General features: G+C 65.1%; 25 protein-coding genes and 1 pseudogene. 15 read left to right on the forward strand and 11 right to left on the reverse strand.

Annotated elements, in window-relative coordinates; all coding sequences use genetic code 11:
- Window positions 1-542: pseudogene (locus tag U5A89_RS20485) on the forward strand (SixA phosphatase family protein).
- Here the strand turns inward: U5A89_RS20485 and pip are convergent.
- Window positions 539-1,480 carry a prolyl aminopeptidase gene (gene pip / locus U5A89_RS20490; RefSeq protein ID WP_338162821.1) on the reverse strand — a complete coding sequence of 314 codons (942 nt, stop codon included), beginning with the start codon at window positions 1,478-1,480 and terminating at the stop codon, window positions 539-541. The pseudogene U5A89_RS20485 and the gene pip overlap by 4 nt on opposite strands.
- Before the next feature lie 216 nt (window positions 1,481-1,696).
- Between pip and U5A89_RS20495 the strand changes: the two genes are divergently transcribed.
- Window positions 1,697-4,450, forward strand: coding sequence for a TonB-dependent receptor (locus tag U5A89_RS20495; protein WP_445190710.1), 2,754 nt, complete (start codon window positions 1,697-1,699; stop codon window positions 4,448-4,450).
- Window positions 4,451-4,524: 74 nt separating this feature from the next.
- The gene (locus U5A89_RS20500) at window positions 4,525-4,950 is read left to right on the forward strand and encodes a response regulator (RefSeq protein ID WP_338162822.1); all 426 of its coding nucleotides are present in this window, start codon (window positions 4,525-4,527) and stop codon (window positions 4,948-4,950) included.
- Window positions 4,951-5,234: 284 nt separating this feature from the next.
- Here the strand turns inward: U5A89_RS20500 and U5A89_RS20505 are convergent, their stop codons facing one another.
- The 3 genes from U5A89_RS20505 to dnaN form a co-directional block, all read right to left on the reverse strand.
- A complete protein-coding gene (locus U5A89_RS20505; protein WP_338162823.1) occupies window positions 5,235-5,432 on the reverse strand; it encodes a hypothetical protein in 198 nt (65 codons plus the stop codon).
- Window positions 5,433-5,550: 118 nt separating this feature from the next.
- Window positions 5,551-8,163: an EAL domain-containing protein gene (locus U5A89_RS20510; protein ID WP_338162824.1), complete on the reverse strand. Its 2,613-nt coding sequence runs from the start codon at window positions 8,161-8,163 to the stop codon at window positions 5,551-5,553.
- 82 nt (window positions 8,164-8,245) lie between these two features.
- Window positions 8,246-9,358 carry a DNA polymerase III subunit beta gene (gene dnaN / locus U5A89_RS20515; RefSeq protein ID WP_338162825.1) on the reverse strand — a complete coding sequence of 371 codons (1,113 nt, stop codon included), beginning with the start codon at window positions 9,356-9,358 and terminating at the stop codon, window positions 8,246-8,248.
- A 171-nt stretch (window positions 9,359-9,529) separates the two neighbouring features.
- On the opposite strand from dnaN, the gene U5A89_RS20520 reads away from it, so the two are divergent.
- The 3 genes from U5A89_RS20520 to U5A89_RS20530 all read left to right on the forward strand — a co-directional run bounded on the left by U5A89_RS20520 (window position 9,530) and on the right by U5A89_RS20530 (window position 11,838).
- A complete protein-coding gene (locus tag U5A89_RS20520) occupies window positions 9,530-10,030 on the forward strand; it encodes an invasion associated locus B family protein (protein ID WP_338163137.1) in 501 nt (166 codons plus the stop codon).
- Window positions 10,031-10,071: 41 nt separating this feature from the next.
- Window positions 10,072-11,334: a dual-specificity RNA methyltransferase RlmN gene (gene rlmN, locus U5A89_RS20525; protein WP_338162826.1), complete on the forward strand. Its 1,263-nt coding sequence runs from the start codon at window positions 10,072-10,074 to the stop codon at window positions 11,332-11,334.
- A gap of 81 nt (window positions 11,335-11,415) precedes the next feature.
- Window positions 11,416-11,838: a hypothetical protein gene (locus tag U5A89_RS20530; RefSeq protein ID WP_338162827.1), complete on the forward strand. Its 423-nt coding sequence runs from the start codon at window positions 11,416-11,418 to the stop codon at window positions 11,836-11,838.
- A 56-nt stretch (window positions 11,839-11,894) separates the two neighbouring features.
- On the opposite strand, the gene U5A89_RS20535 is transcribed toward U5A89_RS20530, so the two are convergent.
- On the reverse strand, window positions 11,895-12,407 hold the full coding sequence (locus U5A89_RS20535; RefSeq protein ID WP_338162828.1) for a porin family protein: 513 nt from the start codon (window positions 12,405-12,407) through the stop codon (window positions 11,895-11,897).
- A 311-nt stretch (window positions 12,408-12,718) separates the two neighbouring features.
- On the opposite strand from U5A89_RS20535, the gene U5A89_RS20540 reads away from it, so the two are divergent.
- The 7 genes from U5A89_RS20540 to U5A89_RS20570 all read left to right on the forward strand — a co-directional run bounded on the left by U5A89_RS20540 (window position 12,719) and on the right by U5A89_RS20570 (window position 17,549).
- On the forward strand, window positions 12,719-13,438 hold the full coding sequence (locus U5A89_RS20540; RefSeq protein ID WP_338162829.1) for a cytochrome b/b6 domain-containing protein: 720 nt from the start codon (window positions 12,719-12,721) through the stop codon (window positions 13,436-13,438).
- On the forward strand, window positions 13,435-14,181 hold the full coding sequence (locus tag U5A89_RS20545) for a molybdopterin-binding protein (protein WP_338162830.1): 747 nt from the start codon (window positions 13,435-13,437) through the stop codon (window positions 14,179-14,181). Before U5A89_RS20540 ends, U5A89_RS20545 begins: the two co-directional genes overlap by 4 nt.
- Before the next feature lie 31 nt (window positions 14,182-14,212).
- Complete coding sequence (locus U5A89_RS20550; RefSeq protein ID WP_338162831.1) at window positions 14,213-15,454, forward strand: cyclopropane-fatty-acyl-phospholipid synthase family protein; 1,242 nt, start codon at window positions 14,213-14,215, stop codon at window positions 15,452-15,454.
- Window positions 15,455-15,564: 110 nt separating this feature from the next.
- On the forward strand, window positions 15,565-15,879 hold the full coding sequence (locus U5A89_RS20555) for a hypothetical protein (protein WP_338162832.1): 315 nt from the start codon (window positions 15,565-15,567) through the stop codon (window positions 15,877-15,879).
- Between the two features lie 65 nt (window positions 15,880-15,944).
- The gene (locus U5A89_RS20560) at window positions 15,945-16,367 is read left to right on the forward strand and encodes a DUF350 domain-containing protein (protein ID WP_338162833.1); all 423 of its coding nucleotides are present in this window, start codon (window positions 15,945-15,947) and stop codon (window positions 16,365-16,367) included.
- A 4-nt stretch (window positions 16,368-16,371) separates the two neighbouring features.
- A complete protein-coding gene (locus U5A89_RS20565) occupies window positions 16,372-17,205 on the forward strand; it encodes a S1 family peptidase (protein ID WP_338162834.1) in 834 nt (277 codons plus the stop codon).
- A gap of 53 nt (window positions 17,206-17,258) precedes the next feature.
- On the forward strand, window positions 17,259-17,549 hold the full coding sequence (locus U5A89_RS20570; protein ID WP_338162835.1) for a DUF3297 family protein: 291 nt from the start codon (window positions 17,259-17,261) through the stop codon (window positions 17,547-17,549).
- A 30-nt stretch (window positions 17,550-17,579) separates the two neighbouring features.
- On the opposite strand, the gene U5A89_RS20575 is transcribed toward U5A89_RS20570, so the two are convergent.
- The 4 genes from U5A89_RS20575 to U5A89_RS20590 all read right to left on the reverse strand — a co-directional run bounded on the left by U5A89_RS20575 (window position 17,580) and on the right by U5A89_RS20590 (window position 21,014).
- Window positions 17,580-18,344 (reverse strand): CHAP domain-containing protein, encoded by a 765-nt coding sequence (locus U5A89_RS20575; RefSeq protein ID WP_338162836.1) that lies wholly within the window; start codon window positions 18,342-18,344, stop codon window positions 17,580-17,582.
- A gap of 134 nt (window positions 18,345-18,478) precedes the next feature.
- The gene (locus U5A89_RS20580; protein ID WP_338162837.1) at window positions 18,479-19,006 is read right to left on the reverse strand and encodes a CHAP domain-containing protein; all 528 of its coding nucleotides are present in this window, start codon (window positions 19,004-19,006) and stop codon (window positions 18,479-18,481) included.
- Between the two features lie 108 nt (window positions 19,007-19,114).
- Complete coding sequence (recF, locus tag U5A89_RS20585) at window positions 19,115-20,185, reverse strand: DNA replication/repair protein RecF (RefSeq protein ID WP_338162838.1); 1,071 nt, start codon at window positions 20,183-20,185, stop codon at window positions 19,115-19,117.
- Between the two features lie 316 nt (window positions 20,186-20,501).
- A complete protein-coding gene (locus tag U5A89_RS20590) occupies window positions 20,502-21,014 on the reverse strand; it encodes a hypothetical protein (protein WP_338162839.1) in 513 nt (170 codons plus the stop codon).
- A gap of 201 nt (window positions 21,015-21,215) precedes the next feature.
- On the opposite strand from U5A89_RS20590, the gene U5A89_RS20595 reads away from it, so the two are divergent.
- Window positions 21,216-21,746: a peroxiredoxin gene (locus U5A89_RS20595; RefSeq protein ID WP_338162840.1), complete on the forward strand. Its 531-nt coding sequence runs from the start codon at window positions 21,216-21,218 to the stop codon at window positions 21,744-21,746.
- A gap of 47 nt (window positions 21,747-21,793) precedes the next feature.
- Here the strand turns inward: U5A89_RS20595 and U5A89_RS20600 are convergent, their stop codons facing one another.
- Window positions 21,794-22,720, reverse strand: coding sequence for a dienelactone hydrolase family protein (locus U5A89_RS20600; protein WP_338162841.1), 927 nt, complete (start codon window positions 22,718-22,720; stop codon window positions 21,794-21,796).
- A gap of 35 nt (window positions 22,721-22,755) precedes the next feature.
- Window positions 22,756-23,160: a gamma-glutamylcyclotransferase family protein gene (locus U5A89_RS20605; protein WP_338162842.1), complete on the reverse strand. Its 405-nt coding sequence runs from the start codon at window positions 23,158-23,160 to the stop codon at window positions 22,756-22,758.
- Between the two features lie 339 nt (window positions 23,161-23,499).
- On the opposite strand from U5A89_RS20605, the gene U5A89_RS20610 reads away from it, so the two are divergent.
- The gene (locus U5A89_RS20610) at window positions 23,500-23,685 is read left to right on the forward strand and encodes a PspC domain-containing protein (protein WP_338162843.1); all 186 of its coding nucleotides are present in this window, start codon (window positions 23,500-23,502) and stop codon (window positions 23,683-23,685) included.
- Window positions 23,686-23,941 lie beyond the last annotated feature (256 nt).

Below are 23,941 nucleotides of genomic sequence, written 5' to 3' on the forward strand. Positions count from 1 at the left end.
ATGAAGCGGCTGACCCTGTTGCGCCATGCCAAATCGGATTGGGACGATCCGGTGGCGCGCGATTTCGACCGGCCCCTGAACCGGCGGGGGAGAAGGCCGCCATGCTGATGGGCCAGTTTGCCGCGCAGCGGAAGATGGCGTTCGACACGCTGGTCGCATCCCCTGCGGTGCGCGTCGTCCAGACGCTGGAAACCTTTTTCGCGGGCTATGGCGAAACGCTGGACGCGCGTTGGGACCGGCGCATCTACCTCGCTTCCGCCCCGACCCTGTTCGATGTCGTGCGCGACCTGCCCGACAGCGCCGACAGCGCGCTGCTGGCCGGGCATAATCCGGGGCTGGAGGAATTGATCCTGGACCTCGTCCCCGACGATGGTGTCAATCCGCTGCGTGAGGATGTGGAGGTCAAATTTCCGACCGCCAGCATCGCAGTGCTGGACCTGCCCATCGACCGCTGGGGACAGGCGCGCGAGAATATCGCCACGATCGCCAGCTTCACCCGCCCCCGCGATCTGGACCCGGCGCTGGGGCCGGGGACGCGCTAACCCGCAAACCCATCCGTCGCGCGGATCAGCGCGTCCAATATGCCCGGTTCATTATAGGCGTGACCCGCGCCCTCGATCATCTCGAAGCGCGCCTGCGGCCAGGCGCGGTGCAGCGCCCAGGCGGTTTCCGCCGGGCAGGCCATGTCGTAGCGCCCCTGGATGATGACGCCGGGGATGTCGGCGAGCTTGCCCGCGTCGCGGATCAGCTGCCCGTCCTCCAGCCAGCCGCCATGGACGAAATAATGATTTTCGATGCGCGCGAAGGCCAACGCGAAATCGTCCGCGTCGTGCGTCGCCGATAGGGCCGCGTCGGGCAGCAGGCGGATGGTTTCGCCCTCCCACACGCTCCACGCCCGCGCCGCCGCGATTTGCGCCGTGCGATCGTCTCCGGTCAGCAGGCGGCGATAGGCGCCCACCAGATCGCCGCGCTCCGCCGCCGGAATGGGGGCCACGAACCGCTCCCATTTGTCAGGATAGATGCGGCTCGCGCCTGCCTGATAATACCAGTCGATCTCTTGTTTGCGGATCGTGAAGATGCCGCGCAGCACCAGTTCGGTGACGCGGTCGACATGAGTTTGCGCATAGGCGAGCGCCAGCGTCGATCCCCAGCTGCCGCCGAAGACCAGCCATTTCTCCACGCCTGCCATCACCCGCAGCCGCTCGATATCGGCGACCAGATCCCAGGTCGTGTTGGCGGCGAGGTCCGCATGGGGCGTCGATCGTCCGCAGGCCCGCTGGTCGAACAGCAGCACATCGTAGCGCGCCGGATCGAACAGGCGGCGATGATCGGGCGAAATGCCGCCGCCCGGCCCGCCATGCAGGAACACTGCGGGCTTGGCCCCCGGCGTGCCGACCCGTTCCCAATAGACATGATGGCCGTCGCCGACGTCGAGATGGCCGGAGGCATAGGGGGCGATCGGGGGATAGAGGCTGCGCATGACGATCCTTTTATCAGCCTTGGTTCGCCCGGCCAGCCCCCGTTCACCCGGCCCGATTACATCTTGCGACAAATATCACTGGTTGTTGCGAGAATCTTGCGACAAGCGGCTGCTAGTCCGGTGATCAGTCTGTATTTCCTGTGGGGGTTTTTCGTGCGTCTTTCCGCTTGCCTGATCTGTGTCGCGCTCCTGACCGGCGTCGCGCCCGGCGCGCTGATGGCGCAGGAGGCGCTGGACCCCCAGAAAGGCGCGCCGCCCGTGCAGATGGACGAAGGGGACGAGATCGTCGTCACCGGCCAGCCGCAGCGGGGATCGGTGATCGGCAATGTCGAACCCGAACAGCAATTGTCCGCCGCCGATGTCCGCGCGCTGGGCGTCACGTCCATTTCCGAACTGATCAGCGAATTGTCGCCGCAGACCAATGGATCGCCGGTCATCCTGCTGAACGGCAAGCGTATTTCCAGCTTTTCCGAAATTCAGGACATCCCGTCCGAAGCGGTCGCGCGGGTCGATATCCTGCCCGAGCAGGTGGCGCTATCTTATGGCTATGCGCCCACGCAAAAGGTGGTGAACATCGTCCTGCGCCAGCGTTTTCGCGCCGAAACCGCCGAAGGGCGCGTGGGCACGACAACGCAGGGCGGGCGCGAGAACGGCCAGGTCGAAGCCGGGCTGTTGCGCATCCAGGGCGACAACCGCTTCACCCTGAACCTGAAATATAGCCGTGCCGCCGCGCTGCTGGAAAGCGAGCGCGGCATCACCGCCACCGCGCCCAACCGCCCCTATGCGCTGGCGGGCAATATCGTGGGCACCGGCGCCAATGGCGAGATCGATCCTGCGCTGTCGGCGCTGGCCGGGCAGGGGGTGACGGTGGCAAGCGTGCCGGGCAGCGCCGCCACCACGCCGCCCATGCTCAATGATTTCGTCGCGGGCGCCAATGTCACCACCGTCAGCGACCTGACCCAATATCGCACGCTCAGCCCGGAAACGGAGAGTTTTTCCGCCAACGCCACCCTGGCCCGCGCGCTGGGCGGGGTGTCCGCGACGCTGAACGGGCGGCTGGAACTGTCGGACAATGTTTCGCTCCAGGGGCTGTCGCAGGCGGCGCTGACCCTGCCTGCAGGCAGCGCCTTTTCCCCCTTCGCCAATGACGTCACCCTTTATCGCTATCTGGCGCAGGAGGGTGCGCTGGAACAGCAGATCAGGGGCACTACCGGCCATGTCGGCCTAACGCTGAGCGGCCAGATCAGCCGCAAATGGCAATGGTCCTTCACCGGCAATGGCGACCTGTCGATCACCCGCACCCGCACCGATCGCGGTGTCGCCATCGGCGCGATCCAGTCGGCGATCGACGCGGGCGACCCCGGCGTCAACCCCTATGGCAGCTTCGCGCCGGACCTGCTCTCCACCCGGCTGACCGACGGCGCCCGCGCCAGAAGCCAAGCGGTGCAGGGCGACCTGCTGGTCAGCGGGACGCTGTTCACCCTGCCGGCGGGCGAGGTGATGACATCGATTCGCCTGGGCGCATCGACCAATGATTTCACCAGCCGCTCGGTGCGATCGGGCGTCGAAAGCCGGTCGGACTATGACCGCCAGATCGGCAGCGGGCAGCTGAGCGTGGACCTGCCGATCACCAGCAGGTCGAAGGACGTGCTGGGCGCAGTCGGCGATATCGGAATCAATTTCAACGCCGCCGCGCAGCGCTATTCCGACTTTGGCACGCTCTCCACCTTGGGCTACGGCCTGCGCTGGGAGCCGGTGAAGGCGGTGCAGTTGCTGGCGTCGGCCAATCAGGATCGCGCCGCGCCGACAGGTGCGCAGATCACCGATCCGCTGATTGCGACGCCCAACGTCTCCGTCTTCGACTATGCGACCGGGCAGACCGTTTTCGTCAGCCAAATTTCGGGCGGCAATGCGGGTCTGCGCGAAAGCGTGCGCGACCAGTTCCGCCTGAACGCGCGGATCAAGCCGTTCGAAAAGCCGAACCTGACGCTGACCGCCACTTACCTGAACAGCCGCACGCGCAACCCGATCGCCGCCTTCCCCACGCCCACCCCGGCGCTGGAAGCCGCCTATCCACAGCGTTTCGTGCGCGACGCGGACGGCAACCTGCTGCAGATCGACGCGACGCCGATCAATTTCCTGTCGTCCAAGAGCGAACAACTGCGCTGGGGCGTCGACCTGTCGATCCCGATCAAGTCGCATGTCCAGAAACTGGTAGAGGCATGGCGCGCATCGGGCGGCAAGCCGGAGGACCGGCCGCCCGAATTGCAGGCGCTGTTCGGCAATCGCCCGCCCCGTGGCGAGGGTGGTCCCCCACCCGGTGGGGGTGAGGGCGGCGATCGGCGGCGCGGCGACGGGCCGGGCGCTGGCGGGCCGGGCGGCGGTGGCGGTCCGCGCGGCGGCGGATTTGGCGGCGGTGGGCGCGGCGGCGGCCAAGGCGGCGGGCGGATGACTTTCAGCCTCTATCACACCTGGCACCTGACCGAGAGCATCGACATCGCGCCCGGCGTGCCGCAGCTTAACCTGCTGGACGGCGACGCCACCGGGTCGTCGGGCGGCCAGCCCCGGCATGAGATAGAGGCGCGCGTCGGCTATATGAACAACGGCATCGGCGCGCGGCTGGGCATCGATTGGGAAAGCGGCACCCATGTCGATGGCGCGCTGACCGGCACGGCAGGCGGCAGTTCGCGCCTGAATTTCGGTAGCCTGGCGACCGCGAACCTGCGCCTCTTCGCCAATCTGGGGCAGGTGCAGGGGCTGGAGCGCAAGATACCCTTCCTGCGCGGCGCGCGGATATCGTTCAACATCGACAATATCTTCAACCAGCGGCGCGAAGTCACCGACGCCAGCGGTACGACGCCGCTACGCTACCAGCCGGGCTATCTCGACCCGCTGGGCCGCACTGTGTCGATCAGCTTCCGCAAGCTGTTCTTCCCCAATTTCGCGGCAGGCAATCGACCGCGTAGTTAAATGCTCGTTAGGCACGGCTAAAGCCATTCGTTCCCCGGCCGTTATGATGGCGTATAACGGTTGGGGAAAAGCCTGTGACGAAGCCTGTCAGAATAGTGGTGGTGGACGATTCGCTCACCATCCGCGCGATGATCGAGACGCTGCTGGAGCGCGACCGCCGGATCGAAGTGGTCGGCATCGCGCGGAACGGCGAGGAGGCGATCGAGATGATCCGGCTGGAAAAGCCCGATGTCGTCACGCTGGACATCGCCATGCCGGGCAAGGACGGCCTGGCGATATTGGACGAGATCATGGACATGGAGCCATGCCCTGTGATCATGCTGTCCAGCCTGATGCGCGACGGCGCGCCGATCGTCGCCGAAGCGATGGACCGGGGCGCGGCCGCCTGTTTCAACAAGGCGATGATCGTGCGGGAGGCGACCCGCTTCATCGGCCTGATCCGCGATCTGGGGCGTGGGCTGATGGTGGCGGACGTGGCGCCGGTGGCGATCGCTGCGTGAATATTGTGCCCCGGCGCAGGCCGGGGTCCAGAAGCCCCACACTCAGCGCCCGGAACCCTGGGCCCCGGCCTGCGCCGGGGGACGAGTGGGACCATCGCAGACCGGCTCCACCGTGATCCGTTCGCTTCGAGCGTAGTCGAGAAGCATTCGGCACTACGCCCGCGTTTCTCGGCTCCGCTCGAAACGAACGGAGGTCGGTCTCCAGTCCCTCTGACGCCATCAGGCTCTAAAAACCGAAAGGGTGGCGCAGAGCCTGCGCCTCCCTTAGCCGTTTCATCCGCCCATCAACGCGTGGACGATTTCGAACTCGCCAGCGACATCGCCTGTGCAGATCCGCTGGCCGGTTTGACAGGGGAATCGCGATGGGAAATGGCGTAGGCGCTCACGGCCGCGACCGCCAGGACCATCGCTACGCCCAAACCGCTCAGGCCGCCCTTGGCACGACGATGTGAAGGCTGCTTGTCATCATCGAAATTCCGCATCGCTCATCCTTATGTTGACACTCGTTCGTCCAACATAATGGCTCTGGGCACGCAGCGTTCCCGTCCGATCCTGTGACATTTTATTGCCGACGCTGCGGAAAAGCGCCGATGCGGTCGATCAGCCCGCCATCGATCGCGGCGCACTGCGCAGCGTGCTGATGTCGATCGCGCCTGCAAATTCCACGCCCATCCGGTCGTCCTTCGACCAGCGGCTGGTCGCGTTGACGAACTGGTTTTCCGCCAGTTCGATCGCGAACAACGTGCCTGCGGGCACGTTCCACAGCCCCTCTATCAGCGCGCCGGTGGCGGAGATATTGCGGACGCGGCCGGTATAGACATGGCCGTCATGATGGACGGCGATGGTGCGCAGCATCGTCTTGCGTTCCGGACGGCTGGACTGGAAGCCATTGGCGCTGGCCGCCGTGCCCGCGTTGCGCTGGCCCGCCAGCACGTCGGCGGCGGGCATCGGCTTGCCATAGATGTAGCCCTGGATATGGCTGCATCCCAGCTGCCGGATCAGCGCCAGTTCGTCCTGCGTTTCGGCCCCTTCGGCGGTCGTGTCCATGCCCAGCGCTTCGGCCAGGCTGACGATCGCCTTGATGATGGCGCTGTTGCGGCTGCCCTTGGTCGCGGCGCCGCGCACGAAGCTCTGGTCGATCTTGATCTTGTCGAACGGCGCCTTCTTCAGATAGCCGAGCGAGGAATAGCCGGTGCCGAAATCGTCGAGCGCGAGGCGCACGCCGATTGCCTTCAATCGCGTGAACATCGCGTCGGTGCCATCGTCGTCGTTCAGGAAGACGCTTTCGGTAATCTCCAGTTCCAGCCGCTCGGGCGCCAGCTGCGCACCGGCCAGCGCGCTCATCACTGTCGAGGGGAAGCCGGGATTGGCGAACTGGCTGGGCGACACGTTCACCGCAACGCGGATGCCGTCCTGCCAGTCGGCCGCATCGCGGCAGGCGGTGCGCATCACCCATTCGCCAATCTGGCCGATCAGCCCGCTATCCTCGGCGATCGGGATGAACAGGGCAGGCGAAATCGGCCCGCGCACCGGATGGTTCCAGCGCAGCAGCGCTTCATAGCCGGTAATATGTTCGGTCTTGGATGACACCACCGGCTGATAGACCAGATGCAGCCCGTCGGCGGCGAGCGCGCGGCGCAGATCTTCCTCCAGCGCGCGGCGATCCTCCGCATCGGCATGCATGTCCGACGAATAGAAGCGATGGACGCCGCGGCCGTTGCCCTTGGCGGCGTAGAGCGCCAGGTCGGCGTTGCGGATCAGCGCGTCGGCGGTAACGCCGTCGGTGGGGCAGCAGCTGATGCCGATCGACACGCCGATCACGACGGCCGTGCCTTCGATCATATAGGGCTGCGACACCGACGCGATGATCGCCTGCGCCAGTTGGGCCAGCATCGCCTGGTCGTGGCGGCCGGGCAGCAAGATTTTGAACTCGTCGCCGCCCTGACGCCCGACCAGCCCCTTGTCGCCAACCACGCGCTGCAACCGCTGGCTGACCTGACGCAACAGCGCGTCGCCCGCTGGATGGCCGAGCGTGTCGTTGACGATCTTGAACCGGTCGAGGTCCAGCATCATCAGCGCGCATTCGCCCTGCTTGCCGCGCCGGTCGGCCACCGCCTGCTCCAGGGAGCTGAGCATCTGGATACGGTTGGCAAGGCCGGTGAGCGAATCGAACTGCGCCAGGCGCGTGACTTCCGCCTGGCTGCGGCGCATTTCGGTAAGGTCGGTGCCCGACCCGCGAAAGCCGTGAAACTGGCCATATTCGTTGAACACCGGCTGGCCCGAAATCGACCACCATCGTTCTTCCTGTGACAGCGCGGCGCAGACCGCCAGGTCGGCAAAGCCGGTGCGCGCCGACAGATGAAAGCCCAACGTGCGTTCGCCATCGCCCTGCTTCTTGTCGCCGGGGCGGATGATCTCGGTAATCGGCCGACCGATCAGCCTGTCGGCGGACAGGGCGAGCGACTGGGCCAACGTGTCCGAAATATAGGTGATGCAGCCCTGCCGGTCGGTTTCCCAGAACCAGCCGCGCCCGGTGCGCTCATGTTCCTGCAACAATCGGTCGGACCGTTGCGCGCGCAGATCCTGGCTGTGCCGGGCGATCGCCTGGTCACGGTCGGCGGTCGCCTGACGCACGGTCGCGATCAGCATCACCAGCACGCAACTGCATAGCAGCCCGATCTGCGCCATGCCGCTCTTTTCCACAACCGACACCAGCAATGCGCCCAGAAAATAGCTGATGCCCAGCAGGCGGCGGTCGCCGAAGATACACACCGCCAGCAACGCCACCGCCAGTTCCGGCACCGCCGCCAGAAACAGCGTGTCGGTCGCCGCCTTGGTTTCAAAACCCAGCCACAGGCTGAAGGTCAGGCCAGACAGGAACACCATCGGCAGCATCATCCAGTTCTGGATATGCGGCATCTGGCGCTGGAACCACGACCGGCGCGGCACCAGCATCAACGCCCCGTCGATCATCAGCATGGCGATCATCAGGCCGACCTGGGCGATGTCACCGGCATAAAGCGGCAGGTTGAGCAGCGTGACGACGCAGATCTTGGCCAGCAGGATCAGAGGCCACAGGCGCGCGACATGGATGAAGGCGCCCGAAATCCAGGACGCCGACACCTCGGTCCCGCTCTGCGACAGGCCGAGCGCGACCATCAATGTCATGGAACGGGACGGGCTATCGGACAGGGAGGCGCGCAGCAGGGACATGCCCCCGCGTTACCGCAAACTCCTTGCCAGACAATTACTTCGCCTCCGCAATGGCGCGAGATTCGTCCCGCGCCAGGGGGGGTCAGACGCGCATCGGCATCAGCACGTACAGCGCCGGGCTGCTGTCGCTTTCGCGGATCAGCGTGGGCGCTGCCGCATCGGCCAGATGCAGTTCCACCAGGTCGCTGTCGATCTGGCCCAATATGTCGAGCAGATAGCGCGCATTGAAGCCGATATCGAAGCCTTCGCCCTGGAACGCGCCGGGCACTTCTTCGGCCGCCGTGCCATTTTCCGGGCTAGTGACGGACAGGGTGATCTTGTCCTTGTCCAGGCTCATCTTGACCGCGCGGGTCTTTTCCGTGGCGATAGTGGCGACGCGATCGACGCCCTGTTCGAAGCCGCGCGGGTCGATCTTAAGCAGCTTGTCGTTCGCGGTCGGGATGACGCGGCTATAATCGGGGAAGGTGCCGTCGATCAGCTTGCTGGTCAGGATCGCGCTGCCCAGGTTGAAGCGGATCTTGCTGGCCGACAAGGCGATGCCGACAGAGCCGTCCACTTCGTCGAGCAGCTTGCGCAGTTCGCCGATGCATTTGCGCGGGATGATGATGCCGGGCATCCCTTCCGCGCCGTCGGGGCGCGTCACCGTGACGCGGGCCAGGCGGTGGCCGTCGGTCGCCGCGGCCTTCAGCACCGGCTGGTCGTCGTCGGTGACGTGGAAATAGATGCCGTTCAGATAATAGCGCGTCTCTTCGGTCGAAATCGCAAAGCGCGTCTTGTCGATGATCTGCTTGAGCGTCTCTGCCGGCAGTTCGAAAATGGTGGGCAGGTCGCCCTCCGCGATCACCGGAAAGTCGTCGCGCGGCAGGGTCGACAGGTTGAACCGGGCGCGACCGGCCTGGATCAGCATCTTGCCCTCGGCCGCCTGCAACGACACCTGGCTACCTTCGGGCAGTTTGCGCGCGATGTCGAACAGAGTGTGAGCGGAAATGGTCGTCGCGCCCGCCTGCTCGACCTGCGCCGACACGCTTTCGACGATCTGCAGGTCGAGATCGGTCGCCATCAGCTTGATCGCGCCATCCGCCGACGCCTCGATCAGCACGTTGGACAGGATGGGAATGGTATTCCGGCGCTCAACCACCGACTGGACGTGGCTCAGGCTCTTCAACAGCGTCGCGCGTTCGATGGTGGCCTTCATGTCCCTGTTCTGTCCGTTTCTTTTTAAGCCGATAGCCAAGGATTTGGTCGAATCCCGGCGACAATGATGGATGGTCCTTCATAACCGCTGGAGCGACTTGGGCAAGCGCCGCCTTCATGCTTTTAGCATGACGGGGTTGCAAAAGGGGATGGCTTGGGCTTTGCCCGGACCATGTATCGCGCGTCCGCCCTGATCATCCTGTCGCTATCGATGGCGTCATCGGCGGTGGCGCGCGATTCGCTGGGCGTTTTCGAAGGCTGGGGCGCGTTTCGCGATCCCGGCCCCGGGCAGAACGGGCCGCGCTGCTACGCCATCGCCCAGCCCTCGACCCGCCGGGGCCAGACGCCCAAGGGCTTCGTCGCTGTCGGCACCTGGCCGCGCCAACGGGTGCGCGGGCAACTGCATTTCCGCCTCAGTCGCGCGCGCGCGCCGCACGCGCCGGTCACGCTGACCGTAGGCGAGCGCCGATTCACGCTGGTAGCTGGGCAGGTCGATGCTTGGGCGCCCGACCAGCGCGGCGACGCGCAGATCGTCGCGGCGATGCGATCGGCCAGCAGCATGAGCCTGTCCAGCATCAACGCGGACGGGCGCGGCTTTGCCGACAGCTACGCCCTGCGCGGCGCGGCGACGGCGATGGACGCTGCGGCGCTAGGCTGTGCGCGGTTGCGTTAGGCGCGCTTCCAAAATCCGCAAAAATCGGCTAAGGGCGCGCCATGCAATCAGCCGCCAGCCCGCTCATGCCGATTCCCGGCCTTATCGACCCTGTGCCCGTGCCGCGCGCGGTGACGCCGCGCGAGGATGGCCGCATCGACCTGATGGGCCTGTCGCGCCCGCAGATCAAAGCCGTGCTGGAAGAGGCGGGGCTGGACGTGAAGGCCGCCAAGCTGCGCTCCAAGCAAGTGTTCCACTGGCTCTATCATCGCGGCGAAACCGATTTCGACGCGATGACCGACCTGGCCAAGCCGATGCGCGGGTGGATGGCCGAACGCTTCGTCGTCGGCCGCCCGCACGTGGTCGAAGCTCAGGTGTCGAGCGATGGCACGCGCAAATGGCTGCTCCGCTCGGACGACGGGCAGGATTATGAAATGGTGTTCATTCCCGACGCGGACCGGGGCACGCTCTGCGTTTCCAGCCAGGTCGGCTGCACGCTCAATTGCAGCTTCTGCCATACCGGCACGATGCGACTGGTGCGTAACCTGACGCCGGGCGAGATTGTCGGGCAGGTGATGCTGGCGCGCGATTCGCTGGGCGAATGGCCCAAGGGCAATATGGCCGTTGCTAACGATGTCGACGATTACGACGACGCGCCGCAATATACGCCGGACGGGCGGATGCTGACCAACATCGTGATGATGGGCATGGGCGAACCGCTCTATAATTTCGATCATGTCCGCGACGCGCTCAAACTGGTCATGGACGGCGATGGCCTCGCTCTGTCGAAGCGGCGCATCACCCTGTCGACGTCGGGCGTCGTGCCGATGATGGCGCGCGCGGCCGAAGAGATCGGCGTGAACCTCGCCGTCTCGCTCCATGGCGTGACCAAGGAAGTGCGTGACGAACTGGTGCCGCTCAATCGCAAATATGGGATCGAGGAACTGCTCCAGGCCTGCGCCGATTATCCCAAGGCAAATAATGCCCGGCGCATCACCTTCGAATATGTGATGATCCGCGACAAGAATGACAGTGATGAGGATGCGCGCGAACTCGTCCGCCTGATCCGCAAATATAAGCTGCCGGCCAAGGTCAACCTGATCCCGTTCAACCCCTGGCCCGGCACCGACTATGAATGTTCGACGCCCGACCGCATCCGCGCGTTCAGCACCATCGTATTCGAAGGCGGCATCAGCGCGCCGGTGCGCACCCCGCGCGGGCGCGACATCATGGCGGCGTGCGGCCAGCTCAAATCGGCGAGCGAGAAGAAGAGCAAGGCGGAAATAAAGCGCCTGGCCGAAGAGAAGCAAGCCGCGCTCGGATAAGCGGGACCGACAGACTGCGCCCAGGCGCGCGATGACAAGCCCCGCCCGCAACGGCGGGGCTTTTTATTTGGGGGAAGACGCATGACCGATGAAGAGATGGAATCGGTGGCGCAGGGGTTCTGCGCCTGCACGCTGCTCAAGGCGCAGTGGACCCATGGCGCGCATTTCGCGACGGCGCTGTGGCTGATCCTCAAACGCCCGGACCTGATGCCCGAACGCGACATGCCCGACCTGATCCGCCGCTATAATATAAGCGTCGGCGGCGTGAACGACGCGGCGCGCGGCTATCACGAGACGATCACGCAGGCGTCGCTGCACATGACGCGGCGCCTGCTGGCGGACTTGCCGGACGATGTTGCGCCATCCGCCGCCTTCGCCGTGCTGATGGCCTCGCCCCTGGGGGACAAGGACTGGCCGTTTGCTTACTGGTCGCGCGATCGGCTGATGACGCCGATGGCGCGGCTGGGGTGGGTGGCACCGGACTGCAAACCCTTGCCCGCATAGAAAAAGGGCGGCCCTTTGCAGGACCGCCCTCCTTCATCTGATCATTTTGAGAGGGATCAGAAACGGAAGCCGACGCCGACCAGGCCAGCGTCACGACCGCCGATATTGGCTTCATATTCGCTGCGCTGATATTCGGCCGAGATGTAGGTGTTCGGGGTCACCGCATATTCCAGACCGCCGCCGTAGCGCACGCCTTCGAACGACGCGCCGCCATTGCCAAGGTCGATGCGGGTGTTGGCATAGCCGACCTTGCCGAACGCCAGAACCTGCGGGGTCAGCGTGTAGCCCAGACGCACCGAAGCGGCCAGGTCACGGCTGACTTCCGCACCGGCGCCCGCGCTGGTGGTGCTGTCGCTGAACGACACTTCGGGACCGAAGGTCACGCCCGGGGTCACGGCGATGTCGTAACCGGCGGACACGCCGTAGGTCAGGCCGTCGCGGCCATCGAACTTGTCATAGCCCAAGATCACGCCCGCGCGCGGCCCGTTGAAGGGCGCAGCGTCCTGAGCGAAAGCAGGGGCCGAAACAGCGGTGGCAGCAGCAATGGCTGCGAAAATCACAGTCTTCATAAAGTCCTCATTTATTATCTAGTCGCCGTGATTGAGACATTCATCCGGCGTTCAGGTTCGATGCCAAGCAATCATGAACTTATTCTCACGACAACTCCTGCGACTCTTCTCTCCTTTATCAGGAGATCAAGAACATGATCTGCATCAGGATCACGCCACTGCCATCTAGGTTCACAAGATTGGCTTGCAAAGGGGGGTGAACATTATTTCAATTAATTTCAGGACTTGTGTTGCAAAACGGTTACATCGCTGGCGCCGCCCACTAGGTCGGTTCATATGGACCTTCCGGGAAAATGGAGTAGGATGTCGCCATGGACAGCAAGACCGACAGCGCAGGCGAGATGGTCAGGCGCCATCGGCTCTCCACCCGGCTATGGCATTGGCTGAACGCGGTGCTGCTCTACACCCTCTTCACCAGCGGTCTTGGCATCTTCAACGCGCATCCCCGGCTCTATTGGGGCCAATATGGCGCCAATCTGGACATGCCCTGGCTGACGCTGGATCGCTTCCCCGGCTGGATCACGCTGCCCACCCATTACAGCCTGGCGCTGTCCCGCCACTGGCATCTGGCCGCCGCGCCGATCTTCGCCTTCGCGCTGCTGCTCTATATGGTCTGGAGCCTCGCCAACCGGCATGTCGCGCGCGACATCGCCTTCCGCCGCGACGACCTGTCGCCGCGCCATGTCTGGCAGGATATCAAGGATCATGCGCGCCTGCGCTTCCCCGCAGGGCAGGCGGCGTTGCGCTATAATGTGTTGCAGAAGGCGAGCTATATCGGCGTGATCTTCGTCCTGCTGCCGCTGCTTATCCTGACCGGCCTTACCATGTCGCCGGGCATGAACGCGGCCTGGCCCTGGCTGCTCGATCTGTTCGGCGGGCGGCAGTCGGCCCGCTCGCTCCATTTCATCGCCGCCTTCGCGCTGGTCGCCTTTTTCCTCGTCCATATCCTGATGGTGATCCTGGCCGGGCCGCTGAACGAGCTGCGGTCGATGATCACCGGCCGCTATCGCGTGCCGGAGGCGCGGCCATGATCCTCACCCGCCGCACCCTGCTGCTGGGCGCGACCGTGACGCTGGCGGGCTGCGACCGGCTGGCGCGCAATGAGTCCTTCCGCGAGGCGCTGTTCTCAGCCGAGAATTTCCACAAATGGGCGCAGCGCGGCCTGATGGCGCCCGACGCGCTGGCGCGCGAGTTTCGGCCGGACCAGATTTCCCCGGTCTTTCGCGCCAACGGCACCGCCAATCCCAATACGGTCGCGTATAAGGCCTTGTGGCGCGGGGGCTTTGCCGACTGGCGCCTGCAGGTCACGGGCCTGGTCGCGCGAGAACTGTCCCTCTCGCTGTCGCAATTGCGCGCGCTGCCCCATCGCGAACAGATCACCCGGCACGACTGCGTCGAAGGGTGGAGCGCCATTGGCAAATGGCGCGGCGTGCCTTTGAAGACGATCCTCGACGGCGCGGGGCTGCGCAGCCAGGCGCGTTATCTCGTCTTTCACTGCGCCGACACGATGGGCAGCGGGCAGCCCTATTATGAAAGCATCGACCTCGCCGACGCCTTCCATCCCCAGACCATCCTCGCCTTCGCGCTCAACGATGCGCCGCTGTCCGTCGCCAACGGCGCGCCGCTGCGGCTACGGGTCGAGCGGCAGCTGGGGTATAAGCAGGCGAAATATCTGATGGGGATAGAGGCGGTCGACAGCCTGGCCGGGATCGGCAAGGGCAAGGGCGGCTATTGGGAAGACCATGCCGACTATGAATGGTATGCCGGTATTTGACGCCTGCGTAACGACATGACAGAGTATTTGCATGAAATTGTTTGAAATGGTGCTCAAACGGTTGGTCACGCGTGGCCGATTGACGGTCCACTACGCGAACGGCCGGACCAGCAGCGTCGGCCGGCCCGATCCCGCCTTTCCCGACCTCGCCCTCCGCTTCAAGGATGGCCGCGTTCCCTTCGACATCGTCAAAGACCCGCGCCTGGGCATGGCCGAAGCCTGGATCGACGGGCGCGTGACGATCGAGGGCGGCGGCATCATGGAATTTATATCCATGATCCGCGCCAACAATCCGTGGGAACAGGGCAAGTCGATCGAGTCCAAGAGCCTGCTGAAACGCGGCGTCGGCACGGTCCGCCAGAAATTATGGCGCGCCAATCACAAGGCGCGGTCGAAGGCCAATGTCGCCCATCATTACGACCTGTCCGGCGCGCTCTACGCGCTCTTCCTCGACCGCGACCGCCAATATAGCTGCGCCTATTATCCCGATGCCGACAATGACGCCGGAATCAGCCTGGAACAGGCGCAGGAGGACAAGAAGGCGCATATCGCCGCCAAGCTGCACCTGAAACCGGGCATGAGGGTGCTGGACATCGGCTGTGGCTGGGGCGGCATGGCGCTCTTTCTCCACCGGACCTGCGGCGTGGACGTCATCGGCATCACCCTGTCGGAAGAACAGTTGAAGGTCGCGCGCCAGCGCGCCGCCGATGCGGGGGTGGCGGACCATGTCCGCTTCGAACTGATCGACTATCGCGACATGACCGGGCCTTTCGACCGGATCGTGTCGGTGGGCATGTTCGAACATGTCGGCACCGCCCATTTCCGCACCTTCTTCGACACCTGCCGCAATCTGCTGACGCCCGAGGGCGTGATGCTGATCCACACGATCGGCCGGATGGGCGGGCCGGGCGTCACCGACGCCTTCACCCAGAAATATATCTTCCCCGGCGGCTATATCCCCGCCTTGTCGGAGATGATCGCGGGGAGCGAAGGCACGCGGTTGATGGTGACCGATGTCGAAGTGCTGCGCATCCATTACGGCCTGACCCTGCGGGAATGGTACAAACGAACCATGGCGCACAAGGCCGATATCATCGCCCTGTATGACGAGCGCTTCTTCCGCCTCTGGACCTTCTATCTGGCGGGTGCCGCGACCGTGTTCGAACATGGTGGCATGGTCAATTTCCAGGTCCAATACGCCCGCGACCGCCGCGCCTTGCCCATCACCCGCGACTATATGCAGGACGCGGAAGCCGCCCTGCGGGGGCGGTAAAAAGCCTGAACCGTCGCTGACAATGTCATTCGCAGATGGTTCAGTCGGTGCGCGTCATTCTCCCCCTCATGCTCCCGTCGGAAGCGGCGGGGTCCATGAGGAGAGACGCAATGAATATATTCTGGAAAGGCGCGGCGGCGTTGAGCCTGGCCCTCACCGGTCTTGGCGCAGCGGCAGTCCCCGCGCAGGCGCAATATTATGGCGGCCAGCATTGGCGCGGCGATCGCGATGGCCGGTGGGACAATCGCCGTGGCCCTGACCGCCGCTGGGACAATAGGCGCTGGGACGATCGCCGTCACTGGCGGGGTGATCGCCGCCATTGGCGTGGCGATCGTGGCCATTATCGCAATCGCCCCCGCTGCTGGAACGAATGGCGCTACGACCGCTATCGCCATCGCGACGTGCGTGTCCGCATCTGCCGCTAACGGCTAATTTACCCTGCAACCCGTCCCGATTGAACCTTGGGGCGGGTTGCGGCATTGGATGCGGCATGACCGATCCCATGCCCGTTATCCAAAGCCTCCTGTCCGGCCTGCCGATCTTCCTGCTGCATCTGGGCAGCGCGACCCTCGTCTGGCTTGTGGCGCTTGGCCTCTATATGTGGATCACCCCGCATGACGAATTTGCGCTGATCCGCGCCGGGAACGAGGCAGCGGCGATTTCGCTGGGCGGTGCGGCCATCGGCCTTGCCGTGCCGTTGGGTTTCTGCCTCGCCGGGTCGGTCAATGTCTGGGACATCGTCATCTGGGGCAGCGTCACGCTGGTGCTGCAACTGATCGCTTTTCGGCTGGTCGACTTCCTGCTCGGCACCCTGTCGGCGCGGATCGAAGCCAATGAACGATCGGCGGCGATCTTCCTGGCGATGATGAAGGCCGCCATCGCCTGCCTGACCGCCGCTGCGGTGGCGGGCTGAGGCCATGGCGAAACGCGGCTGCGGCTGCCTTCCCTTCGCGCTTGGCGGCCTGCTGCTGCTTGCTTGGTGGGGGCAGGACGTGCAGGTGCCCCGGCTTCAGGTCGAGCAATATGACCCCCGCACGCCGCGTCGGCCGATGCCGCAATGGGGCGACGAACAGTTCGTGATAGAGGAGGAGCCTGGCGGTCCCGCCGATTCGATGGGCACCGCCTTCGCCGTCGATCGCGATGGCGCCTGGCTGACGGCGCAGCATGTCACTCATGGCTGCGCGCGCGTGGGGCTGGAGGATGGCCGTTTCGCCCGCCCGGTGTCGCGCATCGTCGAAAGCCGAGAGGCGGACGCCGCGCTGGTCGCCGACAGCCTGCCCAGCGTCGCCGCGTTGCCGCTGTCCAGTCGCATCCCGCAACCCGGCACGCCCGGCTATCATATGGGTTTCCCCGCAGGCGAGCCAACGTTGGTCATCTCCGAACTGATCGGCGAAGCCAGCGCGCGGCGCCGGCGCAGCGACGTGACACAACCGATTCTGGCCTGGGCCGAAAAGGGTCGCATCCCGTCCGGCGATGGCACGTTGTCCGGCATCAGCGGCGGCCCGGTTTTCGCAGAGGACGGCCATGTCGTGGGCGTCAACAGCGCGTCCACCGACCGGCGCGGGCGCATCCTGACGACCGCGCCCGATGCCATCGCCCGGCTGACGACGGCCAGCCGGGTGGTGGACGAACGGCCGGTCGCCTATCCCTTCGCTGGCCTCGCCGACGCGGAAAGCCGCTTTTCCGGCTGGCTGGAAGATGGCGTCATCCGCCGCATCTTCTGCGACGTCGATGAAAAGCGCGGCGGTTGACGGCGCTACGCCCCAAACGCTAGGCGCGAACAAACTTTGCAGGGATTTTGACCATGAGCGACACGCCCCCCGACCATCTGTCCACCAACCCGCGCAGCCCGCAGTTCGACATGGACGTGCTGCAACGGGGCATCGGCATCCGCTTCAAGGGGCGTGAGCGCAAGGATGTCGAGGAATATTGCATTTCCGAAGGCTGGATTCGCGTCGCTGCGGGGAAGAGCCGCGATCGCCATGGCAATCCGCTGACCATCAAGCTGAACGGCGAAGTCGAAGCCTGGTTCGAAAATCCCGCTCCGGATGCGGAAGACAAGGACGGCGAGGCCAAGGCCGCCGACGCCGAATAAGCAAGAGGGCGCCCGCAACGGCGCCCTTTTTTAGTTCATCGCGGCTTCGCGCTGGACGTCCGCCATGATCGCGCTCAGCGTGCGCTGTGACGGATCGGCATCGGCATATTCGACGACGAAGGGGTCGGCCTCCAGTCGTGGCCCCGTCTTGCGCGCTGGCCGCGATGGCGTGGGTTTGGCCTGCGCGACCTGGATCATGCGCGCATTGGCGGGCATCGGCGTCAGCCTTGGCTGGCGCTGCATCTGGGGCGCGGGCGCGCGCTGCATGTCCCACAGATCCGGATCGACCCGCGCGAACCGCACGCTGGCGCCCAGCATCGGATCGGGGGTGAAGTCGTGCAGCTTCGCCTTGGCCGGATAGATGAAGCCATAGGTCGGGTTGATCCGCGCGCCCATCTGGCCGGTCGGGCTGTGCCACACCCGCACTTGGCTCCAGTCGCCCGCTTCCGACACGTCGATCGTCAGCACATCTTCCTCGATCGCGCCGGGCACCGACCAGTTGGCATGACGGATCAGCACGCGCCGGTCGTCCAGCACCTTGCTGATTACCGCGACATGGCCCAGCAGCATCGGCCCATAGGGTCGGAAGGCCAGCACCGCGCCCTTTTTGGGCTTGGTCCCGCGCTTATATTGACCATTGGCCTGGTCCCACCAGGTCAGGGCGTCACCCTTGATCGCCACGCCCGACACGATCCGGGCATAGGGCACACATTGCAGCATCGCCGAGCCCCATGAGGGCGCAGCGGCCAGGCCGGACAACAGCAAAGCCGCCGCCCAGCGTATCGCTCGAACCATTTATGCGATCCCGAAACCAAAGAATCGCCCCACCGGGATCGACCCTAGAGCGGGCTTCCTTTGGAAAAGGTTAAGCCGATGTCAGGGATGAAAGACGGATCGCGATCGACCCGAAAAATTGGGGAAAAGGTGGCTCAGAAGGCTGAGCGGGCCGCGGCGCCGCTCATATCGGCCGACGCGATCTGGATCGGCTGGTCGATGGTCTTGGACGGCTGGGCATAGATGAAGCCGCGCGCCGCATTGGACCGCAGACCCAGGTCGCCGATCGGACCATACCATACGCGGACATCGGTCCAGTCGTTATTGGCCGACACGTCGATGGCGCGGACATTGCGCTCGATCCCGCCGCGATAGGACCAGTTGGCATGGGTCAGCAGCACTTCGCGACCGCTCACCACCTTGCTGACCATGGCGACATGGCCGACCGGCATGGACCGGCTGGCGGCGAAGGCCAGGACCGCGCCGACGCGGGGTTCGTGACCGCGGTCGTAGCGACCCTCGGCCTGGCCCCACCAGGTGTTGGCATTGCCATGAATCTCGATGCCGGAAACCTGCCGGGCGAACGGTGCGCACTGCAACGTGCCGGCGGTGGCGGGAAGAGCGAACAATGTCGAGAGCGCAAGAACAGACGCCGCGAAAAACGCGCGAAAACCAACGATCATGCGAATGCGACCCCGACTTATTTTGTAGGCTTGAACCCCGATGCCGGTCTTAGGGCAGACGCCGCCGCGATGAACAAGCGCCAGGCGACGAGTCGTTTTATCGATGCGTTATGTTGCGGAACGAAAAACATGTCCGGCCGTTACGGTCAGTCGAGTTGCTTCATCCAGATCGTTGAAAAGATTGGATTCCGTCCCCGTCATCCACACCTGACCCCCGGTTTCCCGCAAACGCTGAAATAATGCGCTGCGGCGAAGCGGGTCGAGATGCGCCGCCACTTCGTCGAGCAGCAGCACCGGCGGCTGGCCGCGGTCCGCCGCGACGAGCGTGGCATGGGCCAGCAGGATCGACAGCAGCAGCGCCTTCTGCTCGCCCGTAGAGCACAGCGCGGCGGGCTGCCCCTTGGCGATATGGGTAACGGCCAGGTCGTGGCGATGCGGGCCGGTCAGCGTTCGCCCCGCCGCCGCATCGCGCCGCCGCTCGCGCGCCAGCCGCTCGGCCAGCGGCATGTCGCTTGCCTCATCGCCGTCGATCGCGATCAGCGGCCGGGCAAAGGGTTCGTCGGGCTGGTCCGCCAGCTCTGCGTTCAGCCGCGCCACCAGGTCGGCGCGCGCTGCGCCCAGCGCGACGCCATGTTCGCCCATCTGCGCCTCCAGCGCCGACAGCCAGGACGGATCGGCCCGGCGCAGATCGCCCAGCAACCGGTTGCGCGCGCGCATCGCCGCATCATAGCGGGCGCTGTGCATCGCATGGGTCGGATGCAGCGCCAGCGTCAGCCGGTCCAGGAAGCGCCGCCGCCCGCCCGGGCTGTCCAGGAACAGCCGGTCCATCGCCGGGGTCAGCCATACGATCGCCAGATGGTCGGCCAGCGCATTGGCGGACGACGCCACGCCGCCGACCCGTACCTGTCGCCGTTCCGGGCTGGCGGCGGCGACCCCGGTGCCCAGCACCACGCCATCCACCTCCGCCGCGATGCCGAAACCGCCCGCGCCGTCCTGCCGCGCCATGGCCGACAGCGGCGCGCCGCGCAGCCCGCGCCCGGGCGCCAGCATCGACACCGCCTCCAATATATTGGTCTTGCCCGCACCATTGTCGCCGGTGAGCAGGATGAAGCTATGATCGGGCAGGATCAGCGCATCCGCATGATTGCGGAAATCGCTCAAGGTCAAACGGCCGATCATCGCGCGGCTGTAGCGGGGACTGGGCTGAGGGGGAAGGGTTGCCTTGGGGGACGGGCGGGGTGGCTTGCCATGTGATGGAACGGAGCGTCGGATATGGGTGGGGAGCGGACGGTCTGACTTTACTGCCCCTACCGCTTGCGGGAGGAGCAGCGAGACTTAATGAGCGAAGCGAATTTAGTCGCAGCGGGGTGGGCCAAGGCAACCTTGCGCTTGCCCACCCCTCACCCCCTCCCACCAGCGGGAGGGGGAGTAACGTCCCCGATTGGTCGTTTGCAGCCATCTCACTCGCTGCCAGACCGCCTTATCCTCTCACCCCTCAACACCGCTTGCGCGTCACTGCCGTGCCGTCATTGACGATCGTCAGCGCCTTGCCATCCTCGGCCATGCGCAGCGCCAGGGTGCGGGTCCAGCTTTGCCCTTCGCCGGTGAAGTCCGCCTTCACCACCGCGCGCCCGTCATCCCTAGCCTGCACATTCTTCACCGTGCCGACGCTCTCGTGAAACAACAGCTGGTCGGGCGTGACGGTCAGTTCCAGGCCCGCGCGGCGATCGCCGCATCGGTCGGCGACTCCTGCCCAGCGCCCCTGCATCGCGGCGGGGATCGCGCCTGCGGCGTCGGCGGCGGGCGGTGGAGCATCGACCTTCGGCGGGGATTCCACCGGCGTGATGCTGTTGGCCGGGGCGGGCGGCTCTTCCACATTGGGCAGCGTCTGGTCCATGATGTTGGCGACCACGCCGGGCTGGTCGGCGGCCTTGTCCGGCGACTGGTTGCAGGCGGCGGTCAGCGCCACGGACAGGAGCAGCGGCAGGACGGAATAAGGGCTACGCATGTTTTACGAACCGGCCAGCGCGCCGCCGGTTCCCAGGACTGCCGTCAAAGCGCTGCCCGCCCGTTAGATAGCGATTCCCTTCGGTACCACTTGCGCGCGGCGGGCGTTGGGATCATCACCTGTGTCGAAGGGCCGATCCTATGCTGCGCGGTAGCGCCGCCGGGACCGGTCCGACCACGCCTGATCCCAAGGAACCGACCCATGAAGCGCCTGTCCCTCGTTCTCGCCGCTGCCGTCGCCCTCAGCTCCAGCGGCGCCATGGCCGCGCTCGCCGTTGGCGCCAAGGCGCCCGATTTCACCACGCGTGGCGCGCAGGCGGGCAAGACCTTCACCCTCACCCTGTCGCACCAGTTGAAGCGCGGGCCGGTGGTGCTCTATTTCTTCCCCAAGGCGTTCACGCCGGGCTGTTCGGCCGAAGCGCGCGAGTTCGCAGAGAATATCGACAAGTTCAAGGCGGCGGGCGCGACCGTCATCGGCATGTCGGCCGATTCGGTCGATGACCTCGTATCCTTTTCGACCAAGGAATGTGCGGGCAAGTTCGCCGTCGCGTCGGCCGGTCCCGCGATCGTGACCGGCTATGACGTGGCGCTCAAGATGCGGCCGGGCATGACCGACCGCACCTCCTATGTCATCGCGCCGTCCGGCCGGGTCGCCTTCGTCCATAGCGAAATGAACTATGCCGAGCATGTGAAGTCGACCCTGGCTGCCGTCCAGGCGATGAAGCAGAAATAAGCCGGATATCCCGTTCGCTTCGCATAGTCGAAGCGAACGGGGAGCGTTCACCGCTTTACATAGGTCGCGAACCAGCCCAGCGTCGCGTCCCACGCCGCCTTGGCCGCCGCTTCATTATAGCTGGGGCGATAGTCCGCCATGAAGCCATGGTCGGCCCCGGCATGAACGGTGATCATGTCGGGCGGGGACTTGCCCGCCTTTTTGAGCGCGGCGCGCATCGCCTCCACATCCGCCAGCGGGATGCCCTTGTCCAGTTCGCCATATTGGCCGAGCACCGGTGCCTTAAGCTTGCCCACTTCCTCGATCGCGCTCAGCGGCTGCAACGCCGTCTTGTCGGACACCAGCCGCCCGTAAAAGGCGACGCCGGCATTCAACTGCGCGCTATGCGCCGCATAGAGCCAGGTGATCCGCCCGCCCCAGCAAAAGCCTGTAATGCCACGCTTCTTCGCGTTGCCGCCATGGCGGCCGGCCCAGGCATAGGTGGTGTCTATGTCCGTCAGCACCTGCGCGTCAGGCACCTTTGATACGATCGTGCCGACCAGTTGCTTGATATCGGCGATCTTGGTGGCGTCGCCATGACGCGCGAACAGGTCGGGCGCGATCGCGTAATAGCCTGCCTTGGCGAAGCGGCGGCACATGTCGCGAATCCATTCATGCACGCCGAAAATCTCATGCACCACGACGATCACCGGCGCGGCCTTCCCGCCAGCCGGTCGGGCGACGAAGGCGGGCATCGCGAAGCCGTCACTGGCGGGGATGCTCACGGCTTCTTCTGTCAAGCCGTCGCCCGGCGTCTGCACCGCGCTGCTGGCGACCGGGCGGCAGGCGGCGGCAAAGCCCGCGGCGAACGCCCCGCCCGCCAATAGCTGGCGACGGCCAAGCCCGATCGTCGCGATCCAGTTGCGATCCTCCGGCAGTCGCTCGACTGCTTGGTCCTTGGGCGGCTGGTCCTGATCGCTTCGGTCGGTCGTCATCGGCGCGTTCCTCCTGTCGGTCCCCCGGCGGCAGACTAGCTTTCCCGGTCCGCCGCGCAAGCCAGGAAGTCGCCGCCCGCAATCAGCGGCAGGCCGGTGGTATCGAAGGCAAAAAGATAGGCCCAGGCTTCGATCGGTCCCGCCGCCGCCTGCACCGTCCGGCGCACCCGCCGATATTCATGCGGCAGCGGATGATGGGCGGCGCATTCCTCATAGTCGTCCAGTACCGCCAGCGTCGCGGCAACATCGGGCAGGGCGAAAAGATCGCCATGGACCAGCCACTCCGGCTCCAGCACCAATCCGGGATAGTCCGCAATCCGGTACAGCGCCCCACCGATCGTGGCCGCTCCCACGAGGATCGCCGACCGCCGCAACCATAGCGCCATCGGCCCGTCAAACGCCGCGCGCAGCGTGCCATAGACGAACAGATGGTCAGGCATCGGCGTATCGTCAGGCAAATTTCACCAACCTGCGGGAAAAAATCCCAACAGCGCGAATTTCGTCAATTGGCGTCTCACGGATCGGCCTCAAAAAATCGCGCATTTCAGCGGAAAAGCGAAACTGGCACGGCATCTGCAATCCCTGTTGGCATCAAGGCTGGATGATCCGGCCATCACATCAGGGAGTATTCATCATGTCCATCGCCAAGTTCCAGCACGCCGCCGTTGCTCTTGTCGGCGCTTTCATCGTCGCCAGCCTGTTCGTCGGCGCAGCCATCCCCGTGTCGCCGATCGCCTGATCGACGCCGCATCAACCCTTATCCTTGGAAAGCCAGACCTATGACCAACAGCTTCACCCTCGACCGCCGCAACGGCAAGATCATGGGCGTGTGCGCAGGCGTCGCCAACCGCACCGGCGTTGATGTCACGCTGCTACGCGTCGCGCTCGTCCTTCTGACGCTCTGCGCGCTGGGACCGATCGGCGTCGTGGCCTATTTGCTCGCGGGCTGGCTCGCGGAAGGTTGAATATCGCCCGATGTGCGGGCAGGACGTCGCCAAGTCGTCGACAAATAAAAAGGCCGCTCCGGTTATGCCGGGAGCGGCCTTTTTGCATCCCGCTCTGTCGGGATGAATATCGCGCGTGACGCGCGATCAGGCATATAGCACCGAATAGAAAGTCAGCATCTGAACGCCGACCGCTACGGCCAGCACAGCGCCCTGAAAAGCCTGTCGCATATTGTGAGTCCTCTTTGCATTGATTGCCACCCATCGGGGTGTGAGC

Source organism: Sphingobium sp. HWE2-09 (assembly GCF_035989265.1).
In the GTDB taxonomy this organism is placed as follows: Bacteria; Pseudomonadota; Alphaproteobacteria; order Sphingomonadales; family Sphingomonadaceae; genus Sphingobium.

What these genes read in the sequence shown, in the direction of transcription:
- pip (WP_338162821.1), bottom strand. Translation starts at nt 1,480, where the DNA reads ATGCGCAGCCTCTATCCCCCGATCGCCCCCTATGCCTCCGGCCATCTC.
- U5A89_RS20495 (WP_445190710.1), top strand. Translation starts at nt 1,697, where the DNA reads ATGGCGCAGGAGGCGCTGGACCCCCAGAAAGGCGCGCCGCCCGTGCAG.
- U5A89_RS20505 (WP_338162823.1), bottom strand. Translation starts at nt 5,432, where the DNA reads ATGCGGAATTTCGATGATGACAAGCAGCCTTCACATCGTCGTGCCAAG.
- U5A89_RS20510 (WP_338162824.1), bottom strand. Translation starts at nt 8,163, where the DNA reads ATGTCCCTGCTGCGCGCCTCCCTGTCCGATAGCCCGTCCCGTTCCATG.
- dnaN (WP_338162825.1), bottom strand. Translation starts at nt 9,358, where the DNA reads ATGAAGGCCACCATCGAACGCGCGACGCTGTTGAAGAGCCTGAGCCAC.
- U5A89_RS20520 (WP_338163137.1), top strand. Translation starts at nt 9,530, where the DNA reads ATGTATCGCGCGTCCGCCCTGATCATCCTGTCGCTATCGATGGCGTCA.
- rlmN (WP_338162826.1), top strand. Translation starts at nt 10,072, where the DNA reads ATGCAATCAGCCGCCAGCCCGCTCATGCCGATTCCCGGCCTTATCGAC.
- U5A89_RS20530 (WP_338162827.1), top strand. Translation starts at nt 11,416, where the DNA reads ATGACCGATGAAGAGATGGAATCGGTGGCGCAGGGGTTCTGCGCCTGC.
- U5A89_RS20535 (WP_338162828.1), bottom strand. Translation starts at nt 12,407, where the DNA reads ATGAAGACTGTGATTTTCGCAGCCATTGCTGCTGCCACCGCTGTTTCG.
- U5A89_RS20540 (WP_338162829.1), top strand. Translation starts at nt 12,719, where the DNA reads ATGGACAGCAAGACCGACAGCGCAGGCGAGATGGTCAGGCGCCATCGG.
- U5A89_RS20545 (WP_338162830.1), top strand. Translation starts at nt 13,435, where the DNA reads ATGATCCTCACCCGCCGCACCCTGCTGCTGGGCGCGACCGTGACGCTG.
- U5A89_RS20550 (WP_338162831.1), top strand. Translation starts at nt 14,213, where the DNA reads ATGAAATTGTTTGAAATGGTGCTCAAACGGTTGGTCACGCGTGGCCGA.
- U5A89_RS20555 (WP_338162832.1), top strand. Translation starts at nt 15,565, where the DNA reads ATGAATATATTCTGGAAAGGCGCGGCGGCGTTGAGCCTGGCCCTCACC.
- U5A89_RS20560 (WP_338162833.1), top strand. Translation starts at nt 15,945, where the DNA reads ATGACCGATCCCATGCCCGTTATCCAAAGCCTCCTGTCCGGCCTGCCG.
- U5A89_RS20565 (WP_338162834.1), top strand. Translation starts at nt 16,372, where the DNA reads ATGGCGAAACGCGGCTGCGGCTGCCTTCCCTTCGCGCTTGGCGGCCTG.
- U5A89_RS20570 (WP_338162835.1), top strand. Translation starts at nt 17,259, where the DNA reads ATGAGCGACACGCCCCCCGACCATCTGTCCACCAACCCGCGCAGCCCG.
- U5A89_RS20575 (WP_338162836.1), bottom strand. Translation starts at nt 18,344, where the DNA reads ATGGTTCGAGCGATACGCTGGGCGGCGGCTTTGCTGTTGTCCGGCCTG.
- U5A89_RS20580 (WP_338162837.1), bottom strand. Translation starts at nt 19,006, where the DNA reads ATGATCGTTGGTTTTCGCGCGTTTTTCGCGGCGTCTGTTCTTGCGCTC.
- recF (WP_338162838.1), bottom strand. Translation starts at nt 20,185, where the DNA reads ATGATCGGCCGTTTGACCTTGAGCGATTTCCGCAATCATGCGGATGCG.
- U5A89_RS20590 (WP_338162839.1), bottom strand. Translation starts at nt 21,014, where the DNA reads ATGCGTAGCCCTTATTCCGTCCTGCCGCTGCTCCTGTCCGTGGCGCTG.
- U5A89_RS20595 (WP_338162840.1), top strand. Translation starts at nt 21,216, where the DNA reads ATGAAGCGCCTGTCCCTCGTTCTCGCCGCTGCCGTCGCCCTCAGCTCC.
- U5A89_RS20600 (WP_338162841.1), bottom strand. Translation starts at nt 22,720, where the DNA reads ATGACGACCGACCGAAGCGATCAGGACCAGCCGCCCAAGGACCAAGCA.
- U5A89_RS20605 (WP_338162842.1), bottom strand. Translation starts at nt 23,160, where the DNA reads ATGCCTGACCATCTGTTCGTCTATGGCACGCTGCGCGCGGCGTTTGAC.
- U5A89_RS20610 (WP_338162843.1), top strand. Translation starts at nt 23,500, where the DNA reads ATGACCAACAGCTTCACCCTCGACCGCCGCAACGGCAAGATCATGGGC.